Annotated in this window: 16 protein-coding genes; 11 read left to right on the top strand and 5 right to left on the bottom strand. The window is 46.2% G+C overall.

Features of this window, described 5'->3' with window-relative positions:
- Window positions 1-4: 4 nt before the first annotated feature.
- Window positions 5-826: a thymidylate synthase gene (locus tag FBF61_RS12955; protein ID WP_138477676.1), complete on the bottom strand. Its 822-nt coding sequence runs from the start codon at window positions 824-826 to the stop codon at window positions 5-7.
- A gap of 38 nt (window positions 827-864) precedes the next feature.
- Entirely contained in the window at window positions 865-1,293 is a 429-nt protein-coding gene (locus FBF61_RS12950) for an OsmC family protein (RefSeq protein ID WP_138477674.1), read from the bottom strand.
- Between the two features lie 240 nt (window positions 1,294-1,533).
- On the opposite strand from FBF61_RS12950, the gene FBF61_RS12945 reads away from it, so the two are divergent.
- Genes FBF61_RS12945 through FBF61_RS12915 form a run of 7 tightly spaced genes read left to right on the top strand, consistent with a single transcriptional unit; the run spans window position 1,534 to window position 5,705 of the window.
- Window positions 1,534-1,965: a hypothetical protein gene (locus FBF61_RS12945; protein WP_138477672.1), complete on the top strand. Its 432-nt coding sequence runs from the start codon at window positions 1,534-1,536 to the stop codon at window positions 1,963-1,965.
- Window positions 1,966-1,980: 15 nt separating this feature from the next.
- Complete coding sequence (locus FBF61_RS12940; RefSeq protein WP_138477670.1) at window positions 1,981-2,223, top strand: 4a-hydroxytetrahydrobiopterin dehydratase; 243 nt, start codon at window positions 1,981-1,983, stop codon at window positions 2,221-2,223.
- 47 nt (window positions 2,224-2,270) lie between these two features.
- Window positions 2,271-2,984, top strand: a complete 714-nt coding sequence (rsmI, locus tag FBF61_RS12935; protein ID WP_138477668.1) for a 16S rRNA (cytidine(1402)-2'-O)-methyltransferase — start codon at window positions 2,271-2,273, stop codon at window positions 2,982-2,984.
- Window positions 2,962-4,170: a lipoprotein N-acyltransferase Lnb domain-containing protein gene (locus FBF61_RS12930; RefSeq protein WP_229215028.1), complete on the top strand. Its 1,209-nt coding sequence runs from the start codon at window positions 2,962-2,964 to the stop codon at window positions 4,168-4,170. Before rsmI ends, FBF61_RS12930 begins: the two co-directional genes overlap by 23 nt.
- 7 nt (window positions 4,171-4,177) lie before the next feature.
- Window positions 4,178-4,969 carry an inositol monophosphatase family protein gene (locus tag FBF61_RS12925; protein WP_138477666.1) on the top strand — a complete coding sequence of 264 codons (792 nt, stop codon included), beginning with the start codon at window positions 4,178-4,180 and terminating at the stop codon, window positions 4,967-4,969.
- A gap of 26 nt (window positions 4,970-4,995) precedes the next feature.
- On the top strand, window positions 4,996-5,529 hold the full coding sequence (locus FBF61_RS12920; protein WP_138477664.1) for a YfiT family bacillithiol transferase: 534 nt from the start codon (window positions 4,996-4,998) through the stop codon (window positions 5,527-5,529).
- A gap of 20 nt (window positions 5,530-5,549) precedes the next feature.
- Window positions 5,550-5,705, top strand: a complete 156-nt coding sequence (locus FBF61_RS12915) for a FeoB-associated Cys-rich membrane protein (protein WP_138477662.1) — start codon at window positions 5,550-5,552, stop codon at window positions 5,703-5,705.
- 79 nt (window positions 5,706-5,784) lie between these two features.
- Here FBF61_RS12915 and acs read toward each other — a convergent pair whose 3' ends face one another.
- Window positions 5,785-7,674, bottom strand: coding sequence for an acetate--CoA ligase (acs, locus tag FBF61_RS12910; RefSeq protein ID WP_138477660.1), 1,890 nt, complete (start codon window positions 7,672-7,674; stop codon window positions 5,785-5,787).
- A 171-nt stretch (window positions 7,675-7,845) separates the two neighbouring features.
- On the opposite strand from acs, the gene FBF61_RS12905 reads away from it, so the two are divergent.
- Window positions 7,846-9,153, top strand: a complete 1,308-nt coding sequence (locus FBF61_RS12905) for a THUMP-like domain-containing protein (protein WP_229215027.1) — start codon at window positions 7,846-7,848, stop codon at window positions 9,151-9,153.
- A 59-nt stretch (window positions 9,154-9,212) separates the two neighbouring features.
- Here the strand turns inward: FBF61_RS12905 and FBF61_RS12900 are convergent, their stop codons facing one another.
- Complete coding sequence (locus FBF61_RS12900; RefSeq protein ID WP_310590271.1) at window positions 9,213-9,587, bottom strand: arsenate reductase; 375 nt, start codon at window positions 9,585-9,587, stop codon at window positions 9,213-9,215.
- Window positions 9,588-9,614: 27 nt separating this feature from the next.
- Window positions 9,615-11,015, bottom strand: coding sequence for a dicarboxylate/amino acid:cation symporter (locus FBF61_RS12895; protein ID WP_138477656.1), 1,401 nt, complete (start codon window positions 11,013-11,015; stop codon window positions 9,615-9,617).
- A gap of 407 nt (window positions 11,016-11,422) precedes the next feature.
- On the opposite strand from FBF61_RS12895, the gene FBF61_RS12890 reads away from it, so the two are divergent.
- From FBF61_RS12890 to FBF61_RS12880, 3 genes are all read left to right on the top strand, one after another.
- Window positions 11,423-12,274 carry a universal stress protein gene (locus tag FBF61_RS12890; protein WP_138477654.1) on the top strand — a complete coding sequence of 284 codons (852 nt, stop codon included), beginning with the start codon at window positions 11,423-11,425 and terminating at the stop codon, window positions 12,272-12,274.
- A gap of 98 nt (window positions 12,275-12,372) precedes the next feature.
- Entirely contained in the window at window positions 12,373-13,413 is a 1,041-nt protein-coding gene (corA, locus tag FBF61_RS12885; protein WP_205748275.1) for a magnesium/cobalt transporter CorA, read from the top strand.
- A gap of 48 nt (window positions 13,414-13,461) precedes the next feature.
- Window positions 13,462-15,936, top strand: coding sequence for a bifunctional UDP-N-acetylmuramoyl-tripeptide:D-alanyl-D-alanine ligase/alanine racemase (locus FBF61_RS12880; RefSeq protein WP_138477652.1), 2,475 nt, complete (start codon window positions 13,462-13,464; stop codon window positions 15,934-15,936).
- Window positions 15,937-15,976 lie beyond the last annotated feature (40 nt).

Genomic DNA, 15,976 nt, shown 5'->3' with positions numbered 1-15,976 from the left:
TCAATTAAACTGCTACCGGTGCTTTGATACCTGGCCACGGGTTATAGTTGAGCAACTCAAAATCCTCAAATCGAAAATCGAATATGGATTTCACATCAGGATTGATCGCCATCACCGGTAAGTTGCGCGGCTCTCTGCTCAACTGCAGTTCCACCTGTTCAAGATGATTCAGGTAAATATGTGTGTCGCCCCCTGTCCAGACAAAGTCGCCCAGATCCAGATCACACTCCTGCGCGATCATCATGGTCAGCAACGCATAGCTGGCTATATTAAAAGGCACGCCGAGAAAAACATCCGCGCTCCGCTGATAAAGCTGGCACGACAGCTTCCCTTTGGTCTCCCCTGCCTCTACGTCCGGCGGTGCTACATAAAACTGGAACAATGCATGACAAGGTTGCAACTTCATTTCCGACAGTTCAGAAGGATTCCACGCCGAAACAATGATCCTGCGTGAGTCAGGTGATGACTTCAGCTGTTTCAGAACTTCCTGTAACTGATCCACCGACTTGCCGTTTGCGCCTTCCCAGCTTCTCCACTGCTTGCCGTAAACTGGACCCAGATTCCCATTTTCATCGGCCCATTCGTCCCAGATCGAAACACCATTGTCTTTTAAATACTTGATATTGGTATCCCCTTTCAGGAACCATAAAAGTTCGTAGATGATCGATTTGGTATGAACCTTCTTGGTGGTCACCAACGGAAAACCTTCTTTCAGGTTGAACCGCATCTGGTATCCGAAAACGCTGATCGTCCCCGTTCCGGTCCTGTCCGTTTTGCGCACGCCGTTTTGAATAATATGGCGCAGTAAGTCGTGGTATTGTTGCATTTGTTTTTTCAGATTATCCTTAAAACCAGACTCAATTTCTATACAGAAGCAATTTCAACACTGTGTGTAATCGTTGCCAATGCTTCCAGCTGCGCCGTTGCGGAGCAATATTTCTCCATAGAAAGAGAAATGGCGCGGTTGATCTTGTTCTCATCAAGCTGGTTGCCTGCAAACTTGAAAACCAGATGAATATTACGGAAAGGTTTTCGCTTCGTATCTTCTTCCTGCTCGCGGTCGCCTTCGGCCACAATGCGAAAATCGGTAATATCCTGCCGCTGTTTTTTCAGGATCAGCACCACATCTATCGCGCTGCAGCTCGCAAGCCCCATCAGCAACAATTCCATAGGCCTTACCCCCAGATTACTGCCTCCGATCTCCGGAGAACCATCGGTATGTACTTTAACTTCCGATGAACCGCTTCCTTCAAAATGGAAAGCGTCATTGACACGCACTAGTTCTACTTTCATGATTATTACCCCCGTTGCCGGAAGTGGCTTTTTAATGGAACTTGGATTTTCTGATACACCATCAGATACGCTTTTGACATTAGAAAATGACTGAACGCATCGCTTATACTTATAAGGTTTTCAGCGGTATCAAAGTTCAAATATACTTCAACATACCGGATTCGGCTATTTCCCCGAATAATTTAAAAAGAAGCATAATACTTGTATCTTCGTTTACCCAAAACGACCAATTGTATAACAATGCTTAAATTGTGTTCTATCCTTCTCTGGTGCCTTTTTTTTCTGGCAGGATGTAAAAAGGAAAGTGATGTTTCACAGCCCGTTGTAGATGAACAAATTGCAAAAAAGGCGCTTTCCGGTACCTATAAGGGTTACAAGCATTTCAATAAATCAGGTGAAGATTCACTGGCTGTAACCATTAAGCTTGAATGGACTTCCGATGATAAAATGAAGCTGGAAGAAATCGCGCCTTTTAATCATGTTAAACATATCGTATTGAATGGTATGGAATTTTCTTACGACCGCGGCATAGGCGAAGACGATTGCGGGGCTATCACCATGACCGGCACGGGGAGTATCAATGGTACGCGCTTATATGCCATCGAAACGATCAAATGTGTTAAAGGGAACGGCCCCGATAAATTTGTAGAATACAGGGTCACGAAGATCTGATAAACCAAAACGAAGATGTGGAAAGAAGAAGATAATAAATTAAAACGCAGCTTCACTTTTAAGGATTTCAAAGGGGCGTTTGCCTTTATGACAGAAGTTGCCGAAACCGTTGACCAAATGGATCACCATCCTTTCTGGACCAATTCCTACAATAAAGTCAGCATAGAACTGAACACCCATGATGCGGGCGACAAAGTCACCGAAAAAGACAGAAAGCTGGCCGCAGCCATTGATGTAATCTTTGAACAGAGCAAATAATCCAACCGACTGGCTGACGGTTCATTGTGTGCCCATTACCTTTTTAAATGAAACTTTATATTGTTCCTACGCCCATCGGCAATCTCGAAGATATTACCCTGCGCGCAATTAATGTCCTGAAAAGCGTAGACCTGGTTTTGGCTGAGGATACACGAACATCCGGCTTGTTGCTGAAACATCTCGGGATCTCCAAACCGATGCACAGCTATCATATTCACAATGAACACCAAACGGTTTCACGGGTTGCCGAGCGCATTTTAAAGGGCGAAACGATCGCCCTGGTCTCCGACGCAGGTACGCCGGCTGTATCTGATCCCGGATTTTTGCTGGTCAGGGAATGTATCAAACTGGGTATCGAAATCGAATGCCTGCCTGGGCCAACCGCTTTTGTCCCAGCACTCGTCAATTCCGGTCTGCCCAGCGACCGTTTCACTTTTGAAGGCTTTTTACCGCATAAAAAAGGGCGGCAGACGCGCTTACAGAACCTGGTAACTGAGGAGCGGACGATGATTTTTTACGAGTCACCGCACCGGCTGATCAAGGCATTACAGCAATTTTCGGAATATTTCGGTGCCGACAGGCAGGTAAGTGTATCCAGAGAGCTGACAAAAATTTATGAGGAGAATATCAGAGGTACTTTGACAGAAGTGATCGCTTATTTTTCTGAAAAAACCATCAAAGGCGAGATCGTGATCGTGCTTGCCGGAAAAGCCGAAGAGAAAAAGAAATCAGATAAATATGAAGACAAAGACTCTGAATAAGATAGTAATGCTCCGTAAAATTATATTGTCGCTATTGATAAGTACCGCCGGCATCCTGAACGCCAATGCACAGTTTGCGATGCTGAGTCCGGAAGCCAAAGTGAGCCTGGTAACAGTCGGGCCGGGGCGCGAATTATACTCCGGTTTTGGCCATAGTGTAATCTGGATTTATGATCCCGTAAATCGCCTCGACAATGCATACAGTTATGGTTCTTTCAGCTTTGAAACCGGCAATTTCTACATCAAATTTTTGAGAGGCACACTTCCTTATACAATCTCCGTGGCCCCCCTGGCCCCGCAAGCAGCGTATTGGCAGGCCGAAAACAGATCTATATCCGAGCAGGTTTTGGACCTCTCGGCAATACAGAAACAAAAACTTTACAACTACCTGGAAACCAATTACCTGCCTCAAAACCGGGAGTATCAGTACAAGTTTTTTTATGATAACTGCGCCACACGCCTCACGCTGGCCTTAAAGGCTGCTTGCGGCGACAGCCTCATTTACAACGGTTATACGGATGAAAAGCTAAGCTTCCGGCAATGGATCGACCGGTATGCATACAAACAGAATCCTTGGGCGGATTTCGGGATGGACCTGGCCATAGGCGCTCCCTCAGACGAAATTGCTACTGCCGATCAGGCCACTTTTTTACCCGATAACCTGAGCAAAGCATTTGCCGACGCCAAAGTAAAAACGGCCTCCGGGATAAAACCGCTGGTCATGGCCAAAAATGATCTTTTCCTCGCCACGCCGGTCCAATATGAAGAAACATTTACGCCAATGCATGTTTTCTGGGCACTGGCAGTGCTGGTGATGGCTTTCACGTACTGGCAGATACAAAAACAAAAAGTCAATTTTACTTTTGACAAAATCCTTTTTTCCATAGCCGGGATTACAGGCTGGCTGATCGTCTTGCTCTGGTTCGGGACCAATCACGGGGTGACTTCCTGGAACTACGATCTGCTCTGGGCATTTCCACTCTGGATGCCGCTGATCCTGTCCATTTCAGCCAAGAAGAAGCCTGCCTGGTTTCAGTTTTTATTGATTTTCTATGGATTTCTCTTACTTTGCGCAACAGGCAATCTGTTAAAACATAACTATGTAGTGATCCCGATCCTGCTGATTCTGATCATAAGAGTTTACTACATTAATAATTCACTTTCTAAAATCCCTCAAAAAGGATAGTTTGACAATGGATCTTGAACTGCTTACAAAACAAACCCTTGATATCGTCAGGCAGGCTTCCACTTTTATTCAACAGGAAGCTGCACTATTTTCCCGGGATAAAATCGAATACAAGGATCTGAACAATCTGGTTTCTTATGTTGATAAAGAAGCCGAAAAACTGCTTGTAGCAGGATTGAGTGCAATTTTGCCGGAAGCCAGCTTTATTACCGAAGAAGGAACAACCGGCCAGGAACCCAATCCCACCGCGCTGAACTGGATCATCGACCCGCTCGACGGCACGACCAATTTCATCCATGGAATTCCGGTTTATTGTGTAAGCGTGGGCCTTGCCAGAGGAAAGGAACTGCTGATCGGCGTCATACATGAGCCAAGCCTGGACGAAATGTTCTATGCATGGCAGGGCGGCGGTTCCTGGTGCAATGGTAAAAGCATTTCGGTATCAGCTGTTCAGCTGTTACAGGAAAGTCTTATCGCAACCGGTTTCCCTTATTATAAATTTGAAAAACAAAAACGCTACATGTACCTGCTGGAAATCCTGATGCAAAAAACGCACGGGATACGCAGAATGGGTGCTGCTGCGGTGGATCTGGCGTATGTTGCCGCCGGGCGTTTTGATGGTTTTTATGAATACAACCTCAATTCCTGGGATATGGCAGCCGGTGTGTTGCTGATCAAAGAAGCCGGAGGGACTGTGACGGATTTCAGCGGTAGTGACAACTATCTTTTTGGCGGGGATATCGTCGCAGCTTCCGGCGCACATAAAGAATTGGTAGAAGTAATTCTTGAAAATTTCTAGGCAACTTTCAATCTCAAAAACTCACCATGGATCAGGAACAACTTCGCTACCCTATCGGAAAATTCATTTTTCAGGACGGTTATACACCGGCAGAAATCAAGACAAATATACAGATTATCAGCGCATTACCTTCCAAATTTATTAACCTTTTGGGAGGATGGACGGAGGAACAATACAATACGCCATATCGCCCGGATGGATGGACTGTCCGCCAGCTCATCCACCATGTGGCAGACAGCCATATCAATGCGTACACGCGTTGCAGGCTAGCACTGACAGAGGATAACCCGGTGATCAAACCTTATGAAGAACATCTCTGGGCCGAGCTTCCGGATGCCAAAGCTGCGCCGGTAGAGTTGTCCCTGCAATTGATCCGGTATGTGCATTTGCGATGGGTCTTGCTGCTTAATTCCATGGGCGAAACGGAACTCGCCAGAACGTATGTTCACCCGGCTTCCGGGCGGACATTCCGCATGGATGAGGTGATTGCCAATTATGCGTGGCACAGCGAGCACCATTATCAGCATGCATATAAGCTCGCGGCAAGGAACAATTGGTAAAGTAAGGTTGTTAAAAAAACATGGAAGTTCAGCAGATTATCGTCCTTATTTTATTCCTGGCGGCAGCCGGTTTTATGGGTTGGCGGGTATGGAAGACTTTTGATAAACGTAATGCGGGAGGCTGTGCGAAAGGATGCGGCTGCGCAACGGACAAGGCGACTTCTGTAAAAGCCTGATTAATTTTATTTTAGTATAAAAAGTAAAAACCATTATCGCCCGAAAGCGATAATGGTTTTTTTGTCTTCATTCAACAGACTAGTAAGCGCCCTTCTTGATATCTTCAACAACGGTCGGGTCAAGCAAAGTGGAAATATCGCCGAGGTTATTCACATCCCCTTCCGATATTTTCCGTAAAATCCTTCTCATGATTTTCCCAGAACGTGTTTTTGGCAAACCGGTAACAAACTGAACTTTGTCAGGCTTCGCGATCGGGCCAATAATCCGGGAAACCGTGGCGGCGATATCTTTCCTGAACATATCCGGATCATCAGGTATTTCTTCCGTGATCACATAAGCATAAATCCCCTGTCCTTTGATATCATGCGCGTAGCCTACTACCGCTGATTCCACAACGCCCAGGTGCATATTGATCGCATTTTCCACCTCAGCAGTTCCGATACGGTGCCCTGAAACATTTAATACGTCGTCAACACGGCCGGTAATGCGGTAGTATCCATCTTCATCGCGCATACAGCCGTCACCCGTAAAATACATGCCGGGATAAGTAGAAAAATAGGTTTGCTTGCAACGTTCATGATCACCATAAGTGGTGCGGATAATGCCTGGCCATGGGAATTTAACACATAAATTTCCACTCACACCATTACCTTCTATTTCTTTTCCGTTTTCATCCACCAGCACAGGCTGGATACCAGGAAGCGGCAAAGTTGCAAAAGTCGGCTTTTCAGGAGTAATTCCGGCTAGCGGGGAAATCATGATACCGCCGTTTTCAGTCTGCCACCAGGTATCCACCAGCGGGCAGGTACCACCCCCGATATTATCTTTGAACCAATGCCATGCTTCTTCATTGATAGGTTCTCCGACCGACCCCAGTGTTTTCAGGGATGACAGATCGTATTTTTTCACATAATCCAGGCCATAGCTCATCAGCGAACGGATGGCTGTGGGAGCTGTGTAAATGATATTCACTTTATGTCTTTCAACAATCTGCCAGAAACGTCCTGCATCGGGATAAGTAGGAATTCCTTCAAATACCACGGAAGTGGCACCGTTGCACAGCGGCCCGTAAACAATATAACTATGGCCCGTAATCCAGCCTATATCTGCAGTACAGAAATGGATATCGCCGGGTTGATATTGAAATACATTGGCGAAGGTGTAGGACGCGTAAACCATATAACCGCCGCAGGTATGTACAACACCTTTGGGCTTGCCCGTAGATCCCGAAGTATAAAGAATGAATAAGGTATCTTCCGCATCCATAGGCTCGGCAGGACAATTGGAATCCACATGCTTTACTTCTTCTTCCCACCAATGGTCCCGTCCTTTCAGCATGGAAACCGGCGTACGCGTACGGGTCATTACGATCACATTTTTCACAGTATCGCACTGATCCAGCGCAGCGTCCACAGTCTCTTTCATTGGGATCACCTTCGAGCCGCGGAATGCGCCATCAGATGTGATCACCATCGTACAAGCCGCATCATTGATCCGGTCGGCGATTGACTTGGCCGAAAAACCTCCGAAAACAACCGAGTGGATCGCCCCGATTCGCGCACATGACAATACTGCAACCGTGAGCTCCGGCACCATCGGAAGATATATACAAACCCTGTCTCCCTTTTTTACTCCATGTTTTTTAAGGACATTGGCAAACCGGCATACCCGGTCATACAACACATTGTAGCTGATACTTACTGCTTGGTCTTCGGGGTTGTTCGGCTCCCATATAATTGCGGGCTGATTGCCCCGTTCTGCCAAATGCCTGTCGAGCGCATTTTCCGTGATGTTCATGACACCACCCTCAAACCACTTCACATTTGCTTCATGGAAATCCCAGCTCAGGACTTTTTTCCACGGTTTACGCCACTGAAATTGTTGGGCAACCTCGGCCCAGAAACCTTCGGGATCATCTACGCTTTGTTTGTAGGCAACCTGATACTCTTCAAAGGTCTTAATTCTCATGATTAAATAAGGTTAAACTTAGGGAAATAGGATATTAGCCGCCAATTTATAATTTTCATTTGGTTCCTCCTACTTCTTGGGAGGGGCATCGAGGTGCGGCCGGTAACGATCCCGCTGATTATCAGCAAGTAATACAAAACAAATCTTGACAGGATTTTCAAACTTATCTGAATGCTTTTCTCATTTGGCCCCGATCGCCCTGAAACCAAAAAGCCGTACTTTCGATTTATTAAACAGTTCCCCAAAAGCAGTACCATGCATGAACCTATTACCAGTGCCGACTTACCTGAAACCGGTTTTTCCCGGGCGGAAATTGCTTTCATTCAGTCGCATCGGAATGACGATATCAGCCAGCTTATTTTAAAGGCGGGCAAATTCAAAGAATTTGATGTCAAAAAACTGGCAGCGCAGATTGCAGCCAGGCAAAAGGCTGTAAAAAAGCTGCCTGAGTGGGCCGAAAATAAAGAACTCATTTTCCCGCCTGCACTTTCTGTGGAACAATCCTCCTCCGAGGCGACAGCCCGGTACAAGGCCGGTTTGGTGGGCGGTACTACTTTTACCGACATTACCGGAGGAATGGGCGTGGATTGTTTTTACATGAGCCGAAATTTCGAAACAGCACATTATTACGAATTACAGGCGGAAGTGGCGCGTGCCGCGGCATTTAATTTTGAAAAACTTGGGGCGCATCATATCAAAGTCCATGCTGCAGATTCGCTTAAATCATTGGAAGATACCGATCAGTATTTCGACTGGATTTACGCAGATCCGGCGCGCCGGGACTTCAACTGGGAAAAAGTGGTACTTCTGTCCGACTGCACACCAGATGTGCTGTCTCACCTTCCGATTTTATTCAAAAATGCACCCGATATCCTGTTAAAAACCTCGCCGCTTCTGGATATTGACCTGGCGGCCAAACAGCTTCAAAAGCTAAAAGAGGTGCATGTAATGGGTTATGAGCAGGAGTGCAAGGAATTGCTGTTTGTGTTAAACAGGGACATTGTTTCCGATCAGTTTATGCTTAGAGTGAGGATCATTAATGCCGACGGCAGTGTTCGGTATGGACTGGACTTCAGCCGGGAAGATGAGCGTGAAGCAGCTGTCACTTATTCGAAACCGCTTTCCTACCTTTATGAGCCGCACCCGGCAGTCCTGAAAGCCGGTGCATTTAAAACCGTATGTACGGTTTTTGATGTGGCCAAATTATCGGTTAACAGTCACTTATATACGTCTGAGGGGTTTTGTGCCAACTTCCCCGGCAGGAGTTTTGAGATCATCGGAACCTGCAAACCGGATATGAAAGAAATTGCTGATTTTGCCAAAGATGGAAAAGCGAACCTGACGCTGAGAAATTTCCCTGCAAAAATTCAGGACCTCCGCAAAAAATGGAAGCTCAAAGAAGGTGGCGACATTTATCTTTTCGCCACGACATTGGCTGATCATTCCAGGATCATTATTGTGACAAAGAAGCCGGCCTAATACAAGAGCAGCCAGGATATAGTATCCCGGCTGCTCTTGTAAGATCTCAATGGATCTTTTTATAAAAATTTCTCTTCATAATCTTTTCCCGAGAAACCTACCGCCACTGCTTTTCCTGACGCGTCTTCAATTACGGGCCTTTTGATGACAGACGTGTGGGAAACCATCAGATCCGTAGCAGATACATTGTCTTTCACCGCAGCCTTTTCTTCATCGGTTAGCCCTTTCCAAGTAGTACTTGCCTTGTTCAGTACCTTTTCGAGCGGGAAAACTTCCAGCCAGTTGTGGATTTTTTCAGGGGTAATTCCGTCCGTTTTATAATTATGAAAATTGTAAGCTATCCCTTGTTGATCCAGCCAGGTCCTGGCTTTTTTTACCGTGTCACAATTGGGGATTCCGTAAACCGTCAGCATAAAATTTATTTTCGTTTGCAAAACTTTTTGTTCATCCTGCAAATGTATCTAAACTTCCGTTACGACAGGTTCCTCACTCAGCTGATCTGACGCATGCATTTTTTCATCATCCAGCTCACCTTCCCAACGTGCGATCACCGCAGTTGCGAGGCAGTTCCCGGTGACATTTACCGAAGTACGCGCCATATCCATGAGTTCGTCAATGCCCATGATCAATAAGACAGGCCACTCAGGCATCCCAAAATTAGCTATCGCACCCAGCAAAATAACCAGCGTAGCTCTCGGAATACCCGCTACACCTTTACTGGTAAGCATCAGGAGCAACACCATTGTAAGCTGCTGCCCCACAGACATTTCCGTACCCGTCGCCTGTGCTACAAATACCGTCGCCAGTGCAAGGTAAAGTGTCGACCCGTCGAGGTTAAAGCTATAACCGGTAGGCATAACGAATGATACGATCTGGCGTGGAACACCGAATTTTTCCATTTTTTCCATGGCCTTCGGCAGCGCCGATTCGGAACTTGTAGTGGCGAAAGCGATGGATACCGGCTCGAAAATAGCCTTGGCGAATTTGATAACCGGAATTCGGGCAAATAACGCGATCGGAACAAAAACGATCAGGATGAAAACAATCAGTGCGCAGTAAAGCGTAGCCAGTAACAATGCAAGGTTTCTCAGAACATCAATACCCATGTGGCCCACGGTTTCCGCAATGGCAGCACCCACTCCTATCGGGGCAAAAAGCATGATAATTTTCGTGAATTTGAACATTACCTCTGCCATCAGCTCGACGCCGTGTACAAATTTCTCTTTTTTGGCAGCCGGTAACAACGCAAGGCTTATGCCGAAAAGAACGCTGAAAACAACGATCTGAAGTACCTCTCCATGGTAAATGGACTTGGCAATATTTTCAGGAAAAGAATGAAGTACGATATCCTGCCAGGTCTGCTCGCTAACCTTCGGCAGCACAGCATTTAATGTTTCAGGAGGTATAATTCCTACGCCCGGCTTGAACCAGTTGGCAAAAAACAAACCTATCAGAAGCGCGAAAGTAGTTACAACTTCAAAATAAAGCAGCGATTTCCAGCCCATTCTGCCCACCTGTTTCAGATCGGAGTGCCCGGCGATGCCTGTTACAAGGGTTGCAAAAAGAAGCGGGGCGATCACCGTTTTGATCATTTGTAAAAAAATCTGCCTTAAAAAGTGCAGCTCCGTTCCCATTTTCGGGAAATCGTACCCAATCTCCGTTCCAACGAGCATGGAGATCAGGATGGAAGTGGTGAGATTTCTTTTGAGAATCGCGTAAACAATCAGTCCGGCGAGCGCCAGCCATCTCAGGGTAATCAGTACTTGGTCAGATAATGAAACAATGTTGTAAGCATTTAACACCGTGGCTATTGCCGCAATGGTAACGAGGGCGATATTGATGATGGTAATCTTGCTCTTCATACAGAAATTTGAAATGAGGAATTAGTTTGCTTTGTAAACTTATAAAAAATGAATTTAACGCAAGCTATCACGATACATGCAATTTAGCCTAATAACAAAATTTATTGTATGTTTTGAACAATTTGATTTAATGATTGTATTAAATATATTACGATTTAAAAAATAAATATCGGTTTATATCAATTTAGAAACACTGGCTGCTGCCGCGCGACTGGTGGATGAATATCTTCTGCCGCACATCCGTATACAGAAAAGTATGTGGCACAGAATTTTGATTTCACCCATCGTATCGCGCCTAAAATCACTCACGGAACACCTTTATTTCAAAAACAGTCGTTGATTCCTCAGTTTCAGTCCATAAATTTGATAGGAAGCAAACCACATCAATCACCTTATTTCACGTTGTCATGAACAAAATTCTTATCCCGATCGATTTTTCGGAGAATGCCGACCGGGCCCTTGCAGCGGCCAAACTGATTGCAAAGAAGGAAAGTACTGAATTGCTTGTGCTGCATGCTTTTCAGCCATATATAGCCGACGTGAATGTAGTACCGGGGAATGTCCTGCCAGGAATAGCGTCTACGGACTTCCTGACACTTACCGATGAACTGGAAAAAGATTTTGAAAACAGACTGAACCAATATGCAGAAAATCTCAGGAACGAAGGTTACATCGCTACGCCGATCTGGGCTATAGGCGGCGTGCAGTCCGCTGTGGAGGAAGCTATTGAAATGTATCAACCTGGTATGATCGTGATCGGCCGCACGGGCACCGGTGGCTTTCTGGACAAGCTTGTCGGCAGTTCCGCAACACAAATTGCGCTGCATTCGGCTTGCCCGGTTCTTGTGATCCCGCCACAGCGTATTCCTGATAAATTCAGAGAAGTGGTATATGCCACGCAGTTTGAGTACGATGAAAACGATATTCTCAAAGAAGTGTATGTTTTGATGAACCACCTCGGAAGCCGTCTTACCCTTTTAAAAATCAAGTCCGACCACCAGCCCGACATTCAGCCCGACAATCAGTATATCACTGAAATAAAAGCAGAATTCAAGATCACAGACGACGACATTGTGATCAGAAAAGCCAAGCATGTGCTGGACGGAATTGAGGACTACTGTGACGAGATCAAGGCAGACCTGCTGATTATGTCGTCCAGGGAACGTTCATTTATTGAAGAATTCCTGATCAACCCCAGTATTACCCGCAAACTCATCGTAGATACCCACGTGCCGTTGCTGGTTTTTCACCTTAAGTAACATTCGTTTTGAACAAAACCCATCAAACAACGGATTCCGGATCGAAGCATCCGGGCGCGGGCATAAAAAAAAGCAAGCGGTACAAGCGTCGGAATTTAATGACGTCGCCAGGCACGCTGACGTACATAGGACCCGAAATCGGCCTGAAAACCAAGATCAGGCGAATCGAGTACAATGATAAGGTAATGAGGGAAGAGCCCGTAAAATCCCTCAACGACTGCCGCCCCGCGCAGGCCCAGGAATCCGTTGTTACCTGGCTTGATGTGGATGGTATCCATGAAGTTCCCCTGATAGATAAGATCGGGAAATTATACCACCTGCATCCGCTGATGCTGGAAGATGTAGTCAATACCGAGCATAAGCCGAAGCTGGAAATATATGACACCAACCAGCTTTTCCTGACATTAAAAATGCTGCATATCGACTCGGAACAGCCACTTTCAATTTCATCCGAGCATGTAAGTTTTGTTTTGGGCGAAAATTATCTGATCTCTTTTCAGGAAGAGCTTTCCGATGATATTTTCACACCAGTACTGAACAGACTGAAAGCCTCTGTTGGTAAAACACGCACCAATGGCCCCGATTACCTTCTTTTTGCATTGATAGATATCGTCGTCGACAACTATTTTATCATTCTTGAAAAAATGGGCGACAGCCTGGATACTGTCGAGGACCAGGTGATACGTGGGGCAGAGGACCTTTCCCTGAAGGACTTGTACGCTCTGAAACGCGAACTGACCACTACAAGGCGGATGATATGGCCGTTGCGGGACATGATCAATCAGCTGATACGCGAAGACAATGCACTGATAGGCAAAGAAGTTATACCCTACCTCAGGGACCTGTACGACCACATCATGCAGGTTATCGACACCATTGATTCCTACCGCGAACTGGTTGCCAGCCTTGCCGACGTACACCTTTCCACGATCAGCAACCGCATGAATTCGGTGATGAAAACGCTGACGATTTTTTCAGCAGTATTTATGCCGCTCACATTTATTGTAGGCGTGTATGGGATGAATTTCGACAACATGCCCGAGCTGCGAATGCACTACGGCTATTTTTATGTATGGGGAGTAATGGTAGCCGTGACCATCGGGATGATCATTTATTTTAAATCAAAAAAATGGTTGTAGGCTGATTGAATAAGCTTGATACCTTTGTGTATTGAAAAACATATTGGAATGAGCATTACCGGAAATAATCCCCAGACAATCGTAACACAAGCTGCCTACCTACTTACCGATAGCCGTCAGATTTCTTTCCCGGAACAGAGCATTTTTTTTGCCATCAAAGGAGACCGCCACGACGGGCATCAGTTTCTTTCGGAGTTATATAAAAATGGCGTCAGGGAATTCGTCGTGGAAGAAGCCTCCTTCACCGATGCTCTTCGCAGACAAACAGCCGCCTGGACCGACGCGGCAATATGGATTGTACCTTCCAGCATCCGGGCCATGCAGAAACTTGTGGCCGAAAAACGCAGGCAATTTAATATCCCGGTTGTCGGTATTGCCGGAAGCAACGGAAAAACCATTGTAAAAGAATGGCTGGCGCAACTCATTGCACCGGGCGAAAGTGTGGTGGCCAGCCCCAAAAGCTACAATTCGCAAATTGGCGTGCCGCTTTCTGTCTGGAATCTGGGAAAAGAGCATACGATTGCAATCTTTGAAGCAGGTATCTCGCAGGCCCATGAAATGGAGTATCTGCAGCCGGTAATGCATCCTACTATTGGAGTTTTTACCAATATCGGTTCGGCGCATGATGATGGTTTTAAAAGCCGTAAACAGAAAATCACCGAAAAACTCAGGCTCTTTACCAAGGTTAAAAAGCTCATTTACCGCAAAGACTATACCGAGGTCGACGAAGAAATAAGTCTGATTTTAAAGCCTGTCAATCCTTTTCTCGAAACATTAAGCTGGGGTACCAGTCATTCAGGTGCAGATGTGCGGGTGGTTTTTGATACTGAAAAAGACAAATCGGTTATTTCATTCCAGGGAAAATTGGGCGTGCAACGGTTCGAAACAGCTTTTCGGGACCAGGCATCTCTGGAAAACCTTACGCACTGCATTGTTTTCCTCCTGGACTTCGGACTTTCCGCTGGAACCATACAGCAACGCATCCTGGCTTTGAAACCCATTTCAATGCGGCTGGAACTGAAAGAGGGCATTAACCACTGTTACCTGATCGACGACGCATACAACAACGACGTCCAGGGGATTTCGATGGCGCTGAATTTCCTTTCCCAACAGGAACAGCGTCAGAAGAAGACCGTTATTCTTTCAGACGTACTGCAAACCGGACAGACCCCGGCGGAACTTTACAAGCTGGTAGCCAAGCTTCTCAAAGAAAAAGACGTCGACCGCCTCATTGCGATCGGACCGGAGATCGGCAGCCAGTCTGCCCTTTTTGCCATACCAAAACAGGAGTTTTATAAAACTACCGATGCTTTCCTGAATGAATTTCCATTTGCATCACTTTCCGACAGTCTGGTGCTGATCAAAGGTGCCAGAAGCTTTTCATTCGAAAAAATTGTGCACCGTTTGCAGCAAAAAGCACACGGAACTGTGCTGGAAATCAATCTGGATGCTCTGACGCACAACCTGAACTATTACCGATCGAAGATAGGAAAGACAACAAAGATCATGGCAATGGTCAAAGCTTTCGCCTACGGCAGCGGCAGTGCAGAAGTAGCATCACTGCTCCAGTATAACCGGGTCGATTATCTAGGCGTAGCCTATGCAGACGAGGGTGTTTCGCTCAGGCAGAATGGCATAACGCTGCCCATCATGGTGATGAATGCAACACAGCCCGCTTTCGATCTGATGCTGCAATACAAGCTGGAACCAGAGATTTACAGCCGGAGAATTTTCTCCGACTGGATCACCTACGTAAACCAGATCGGCGCCAAATCAGATATCCCTCCGATCCATCTGAAACTGGATACGGGCATGCACAGGCTGGGATTTGTAAAAGATGATTACGAATGGCTGATACAACAGCTGCAAAAAAATCCGGCGATCAGGGTCTCAACTATCTTTTCACATCTGGTGGGGGCGGACGAGGGTGTGCACAATGCATTTTCTAAACAACAGTACGAGCTGTTTATCGAAGGTGCCGGGCTTATCGAAGAGGCATTGGGATATCAGACTACGAAACATATATTGAATTCCGCAGGCATTGTCCGTTTTCCGGGATACAAGCTGGATATGGTAAGACTGGGGATCGGGCTTTACGGAGTGGAAGCGACCGGGCAGGAGCAACGTGCACTGCAATCGGTGGGGACTTTAAAAACGATTGTTTCCCAGATCAAATATCTGGCAGGCGGCGAAACTGTCGGTTACAGTCGAAAAGGCTTGCTTGCCCATGACTCAGCAATTGCTACACTTGCGATCGGGTACGCGGACGGCTACGACCGCGGATTTGGAAATGGCGTCGGGCAGATATCTGTTAACGGCGTACTATGTCCTACGATCGGCAATATATGTATGGACATGACTATGATCGATGTGACCGGGGCAAATGTTGAAGAAGGCGATGAAGTGATCGTGTTTGGCAGAGAAATGCCTATTACCAGCCTGGCAAAAAGTATCCATACCATTCCCTACGAAATCCTGACCGGAATCGGCGACCGGGTCAAACGAATCTTTTTTAAAGAGTAGGCCAATATTGATATTTACAGTTTGCAAAAATGATTTACAA

Origin of the sequence: Dyadobacter bucti, from assembly GCF_005869225.1 — a bacterium.
Taxonomy (GTDB): Bacteria; Bacteroidota; Bacteroidia; order Cytophagales; family Spirosomataceae; genus Dyadobacter; species Dyadobacter bucti.
The sequence above is the reverse complement of the archived record's forward strand: the minus strand, read 5'-3'. Positions and strand labels throughout refer to the sequence as shown.

Excerpts from the sequence above, each read along its gene's own strand:
- rsmI (WP_138477668.1), top strand. The coding sequence starts at position 2,271 with ATGAAACTTTATATTGTTCCTACGCCCATCGGCAATCTCGAAGATATT.
- FBF61_RS12890 (WP_138477654.1), top strand. The coding sequence starts at position 11,423 with ATGAACAAAATTCTTATCCCGATCGATTTTTCGGAGAATGCCGACCGG.
- FBF61_RS12950 (WP_138477674.1), bottom strand. The coding sequence starts at position 1,293 with ATGAAAGTAGAACTAGTGCGTGTCAATGACGCTTTCCATTTTGAAGGA.
- corA (WP_205748275.1), top strand. The coding sequence starts at position 12,373 with ATGACGTCGCCAGGCACGCTGACGTACATAGGACCCGAAATCGGCCTG.
- FBF61_RS12920 (WP_138477664.1), top strand. The coding sequence starts at position 4,996 with ATGGATCAGGAACAACTTCGCTACCCTATCGGAAAATTCATTTTTCAG.
- FBF61_RS12955 (WP_138477676.1), bottom strand. The coding sequence starts at position 826 with ATGCAACAATACCACGACTTACTGCGCCATATTATTCAAAACGGCGTG.
- FBF61_RS12895 (WP_138477656.1), bottom strand. The coding sequence starts at position 11,015 with ATGAAGAGCAAGATTACCATCATCAATATCGCCCTCGTTACCATTGCG.
- FBF61_RS12940 (WP_138477670.1), top strand. The coding sequence starts at position 1,981 with ATGTGGAAAGAAGAAGATAATAAATTAAAACGCAGCTTCACTTTTAAG.
- FBF61_RS12925 (WP_138477666.1), top strand. The coding sequence starts at position 4,178 with ATGGATCTTGAACTGCTTACAAAACAAACCCTTGATATCGTCAGGCAG.
- FBF61_RS12945 (WP_138477672.1), top strand. The coding sequence starts at position 1,534 with ATGCTTAAATTGTGTTCTATCCTTCTCTGGTGCCTTTTTTTTCTGGCA.
- acs (WP_138477660.1), bottom strand. The coding sequence starts at position 7,674 with ATGAGAATTAAGACCTTTGAAGAGTATCAGGTTGCCTACAAACAAAGC.
- FBF61_RS12905 (WP_229215027.1), top strand. The coding sequence starts at position 7,846 with ATGCTTTTCTCATTTGGCCCCGATCGCCCTGAAACCAAAAAGCCGTAC.
- FBF61_RS12915 (WP_138477662.1), top strand. The coding sequence starts at position 5,550 with ATGGAAGTTCAGCAGATTATCGTCCTTATTTTATTCCTGGCGGCAGCC.
- FBF61_RS12880 (WP_138477652.1), top strand. The coding sequence starts at position 13,462 with ATGAGCATTACCGGAAATAATCCCCAGACAATCGTAACACAAGCTGCC.
- FBF61_RS12930 (WP_229215028.1), top strand. The coding sequence starts at position 2,962 with ATGAAGACAAAGACTCTGAATAAGATAGTAATGCTCCGTAAAATTATA.